The organism is Pontibacter rugosus (assembly GCF_042678745.1).
Classification (GTDB): Bacteria; Bacteroidota; Bacteroidia; order Cytophagales; family Hymenobacteraceae; genus Pontibacter; species Pontibacter rugosus.
Window position 1 is genome coordinate 1 of record NZ_JBHTLD010000323.1, and the last position, 3,526, is coordinate 3,526.

At 46.3% G+C, this 3,526-nt stretch carries 3 protein-coding genes; 2 read left to right on the forward strand and 1 reads right to left on the reverse strand.

Annotation, left to right across the window (positions count from 1 at the left end):
* Positions 1-238 precede the first annotated feature (238 nt).
* Positions 239-1,096: a sterol desaturase family protein gene (locus ACFQ2O_RS20595; RefSeq protein ID WP_377532555.1), complete on the forward strand. Its 858-nt coding sequence runs from the start codon at positions 239-241 to the stop codon at positions 1,094-1,096.
* A gap of 314 nt (positions 1,097-1,410) precedes the next feature.
* Positions 1,411-2,241 carry a cyanophycinase gene (locus ACFQ2O_RS20600; protein ID WP_377532558.1) on the forward strand — a complete coding sequence of 277 codons (831 nt, stop codon included), beginning with the start codon at positions 1,411-1,413 and terminating at the stop codon, positions 2,239-2,241.
* Positions 2,242-2,374: 133 nt separating this feature from the next.
* Here the strand turns inward: ACFQ2O_RS20600 and ACFQ2O_RS20605 are convergent, their stop codons facing one another.
* A complete protein-coding gene (locus ACFQ2O_RS20605) occupies positions 2,375-3,268 on the reverse strand; it encodes an NAD(P)/FAD-dependent oxidoreductase (RefSeq protein WP_377532561.1) in 894 nt (297 codons plus the stop codon).
* Positions 3,269-3,526 lie beyond the last annotated feature (258 nt).

A 3,526-nucleotide genomic window follows, 5' to 3' on the forward strand; every position in this document is an offset into this window, starting at 1 on the left:
CATGATGCGTGCCACTGTGTTTAATGTACTGATAATCAGAGTTTTATGAATAAACCTGTTGCTTGAATGGATACAGGAACTGTTCAGTAACGAACACTTTTTTGTTCGTTACTGAACAGGTAGTTATTGTTTTCTTATCTCTGAATAAATCAGCAAATAGTTGTTTAAACACTATAGTTGTAAATCGGCATTCGCAACTAAACTATGGCGCGAGTGGTAGCATAGTCTGATGAAGCTAATGTTCCCAAAGTTTGATAAGATTGGCATGCCCTTACTAGGAGTGGCAGCAGGAGTTCTCTTTGTGCTGGAGGCAAAGTATAAGTTGCGCCGTCGTGTCCGTTCAAAGCCAAAGCGCCTGTTGGAGAATGCAAGTGTGGCTGCTGCTGCCTTGCCTGCGCTGCGCCTTGTACTGATACCGGGTATGTATGCCGCCGCCCGGTGGGCAAATAACCGCCAGTTTGGCCTGTTGCCTTGGTTAAAGTTGCCTAAGGCCGCTCATTACACCCTCGGCTTTCTGCTGCTGGACTATGGTAACTACTTTTGGCATATGCTTATGCACCGGTCTCACCTGCTTTGGCGCTTTCATAATGTACATCACTCCGACCTAGACCTTGATCTTTCCTCAGCATGGCGCTTTCATGTAGGTGAAAATTTCGCTTCCGTGCCTTATCGTGGAGGGGTGATTGCTTTGCTGGGAGTGCCAGCGCCATTGGTGCTGTTTTATGAAGTTATATTCGAGGGTTGTACTGCTTTCCATCATAGCAATCTGCGACTGCCTTATAAGCTGGAGAAGCAGCTGTGTAGGGTCATGGTTACCCCACGCATGCACGGTATTCATCACTCCATTGTGCGGCAGGAAACAGACAGCAATTATGCTGTGATATTTTCCTGGTGGGATAGGCTGCACCAGACTTTGCGCTTAAACGTACCACAGGATGCTGTTACTATTGGAGTGCCTGCCTATCGTGATCCTGCTGAGCAAAGCCCGGTCCATCTTTTCCGGATGCCTTTTAAAAAACAACGCCCCTGGAAACTGCCGGATGGCACGGTTCCGCAGCGAGCGAAATTGCCGGAGCCAACGCAGCTTTTACCTTAACCTTAACAGCAGACATTTTCTATCATCTGAGTCAAGCAGACTTGCCTATCAACCTGTTACTTGTTAGGTAAGTATAAGAGCATGTTTGCATTTCATTTTTGTAAGCGAAAGCTGAATAGAAAGGATTCTGGAAAAGCGGTTTCAGGGCGTCATATCAGCGCTATGGAGCGAGAACAGCGCGAAAGCAGGTTCCTTACAAGCTTTTGCAGCGCAACGGATGAACTTCAAACATGCTTTAAAGTAAGGCTTTTATATACTGTGCCTACACGATCTTTTTAAACTATACTTAGCACCCTTAACTGTATGGCAACCCTATGGACAACGTAAAAGGAAGATTGATAGCATTGGGAGGCGGTGACGACGACGGGCTTATCAAACTCATAAAGTCTGAAATATGCGGCATTCAGTCGCATATAGAAGTAATCGCTACAGCCACGCCCCAGGCTCTGGATGCAGTAGACTCAGGCAACGCTTATAAAGAAGCTTTTGAAGAGCTTGGCTGTGAAAATGTACGTTTCATGCGTATAGACGAAGAACACGAGGCAGATACATCAGAAAATATAACCCGCATCGGAAAAGCAGACGTGATCTTTTTTACCGGTGGTGATCAGCTCAGGCTGGCGCATTTCCTGCAGGGTACCAAACTGCTCGAACTGATGCACCGCAGGTACCTGGAAGAAGACATTATTATTTCGGGTACAAGTGCGGGGGCAGCTGTTATGTCTGACCGGATGATCTATAACGGCTATGGGCATTACTCTCTTATAAGAGGAGAGATGAAAACCGCACATGGCTTCGGCTTTATCAAGAAGGTATATATAGATTCTCACTTTGCTGAGAGAGGGCGCTTCGGCAGACTGGCGCATGCTGTTGCCCATGACCCTGATTACATAGGCATAGGCTTAAGCGAAGAAACAGGCGTGATTATAACGGAAGGTAACCAGGTGGAGGTTTTTGGTACAGGAGTAGTGACAATTATCGATGCCAGTGACGTACGCTTCTCCAACACAAGGCAAGTAGAGGAAAGCGAGCCGATAGCGGTTGAAAACCTGAAGATGCATTTGCTTGTAAACGGCTACCGCTACTGCTTAAAAGAGCATCTGTTCCAGCCCATACCGCAAGAAAACAGAAAAGCAGAAGCGTAATAGATTCTATACTTTGAGTAGCCACTTCTGCATCTACAACAAAAGACGTAGTGCTAAAGGTGGCTAAACAAAACCAGCCCGTATGGTTTTGATATACGGGCTGGTTCTGTTAGAAGTAACGGGAGTGCTGCTCCTATTTCCTGTCCTCTTTTTGCAAATCCATGTTGATCGCAACACCGGCTTTTGCGCCCTCAGCGGCGGCAACCACAACCATTTGCATATCGCGGGCAGCATCGCCGGCTACAAATAAGCCAGGTATATTAGAGTGCTGTAGTTTCCTTGTTTTAATCACTCCTTTGCTTGTAAACTCGCAGCCAAGCTGCTTGCCTATATCAGATTGCTGCTGTGTGCCTAGCGAAAAGAACAATGCTCCCTGCGGGCGTTTCTCGCCGGTGCTGAGCACAATATGCTGTAGCATGCCATCCGCTCCCTCCAGGCGCGTAATTTTCTCTTTGCAAACTTTTACCTCGTTCCGTTCAAGCAGCTCCTTATCTGCGCGTGTAAGGCTGTCGGTGCCGTCTGTAAAAAGCGTTACATCATCACTCCAGGTTTTCATGGCAAGTGCCTGCCCTATCCCTTTGCGCTCAGGACCATACACCGCAATTGCTTTATCACGGCTTTCCCAGCCATCGCAATAAGGGCAGTGATGGATGCTCTTGCCATACATTTCTTCTACGCCTTCCAGCTCTGGCAAATTATCTTTAAGACCTGTGGCAAGTAATAGCTTGCGCGAACGGTATACTTTTCCGTCTACATCGTTTACTACAAATTCTCCTTTCGAATATGTGGCAGTTTCTACCGCTGTATCAACTATCTCTATGCCGTACTTGGTTAGTTCGGCACGGCCTTTCTGTATAAAATCACGTGGGTTCATCCCGTCGCTCGTCAGAAATCCGTTCATGTTTACGGACCAGCGGTTGCGCGGCTTTCCACTATCAAACAAAATCACTTTACGGCGAGAACGGCCCAATAGCATGGCAGCGTTGAGTCCTGCAGGGCCTCCGCCTATTATTATTACATCGTACATAAGTTCTTAATCGGTTCCAGAAGCCTTTCTAACGAACACCAGCCGAATAAGATAGCTGCTATACAAAGATAAATTTATACTTTAGGGTATTATCTGTGCCTTTTGCTGGCAGCAAATCTCAAAAGCAAATGCTTTATAACCATACAAACTGTACAGCAGAAATAAACAGCAATTGTGCAGCTTTCATCATTAAAAATCATTACATTTTAACCTGTTCTGCAAGTCAGGGCACCCTTTGACTTTCCTTTTCTTAATTTT

Excerpts from the sequence above, each read along its gene's own strand:
- ACFQ2O_RS20595 (WP_377532555.1), top strand. The coding sequence starts at position 239 with ATGTTCCCAAAGTTTGATAAGATTGGCATGCCCTTACTAGGAGTGGCA.
- ACFQ2O_RS20600 (WP_377532558.1), top strand. The coding sequence starts at position 1,411 with ATGGACAACGTAAAAGGAAGATTGATAGCATTGGGAGGCGGTGACGAC.
- ACFQ2O_RS20605 (WP_377532561.1), bottom strand. The coding sequence starts at position 3,268 with ATGTACGATGTAATAATAATAGGCGGAGGCCCTGCAGGACTCAACGCT.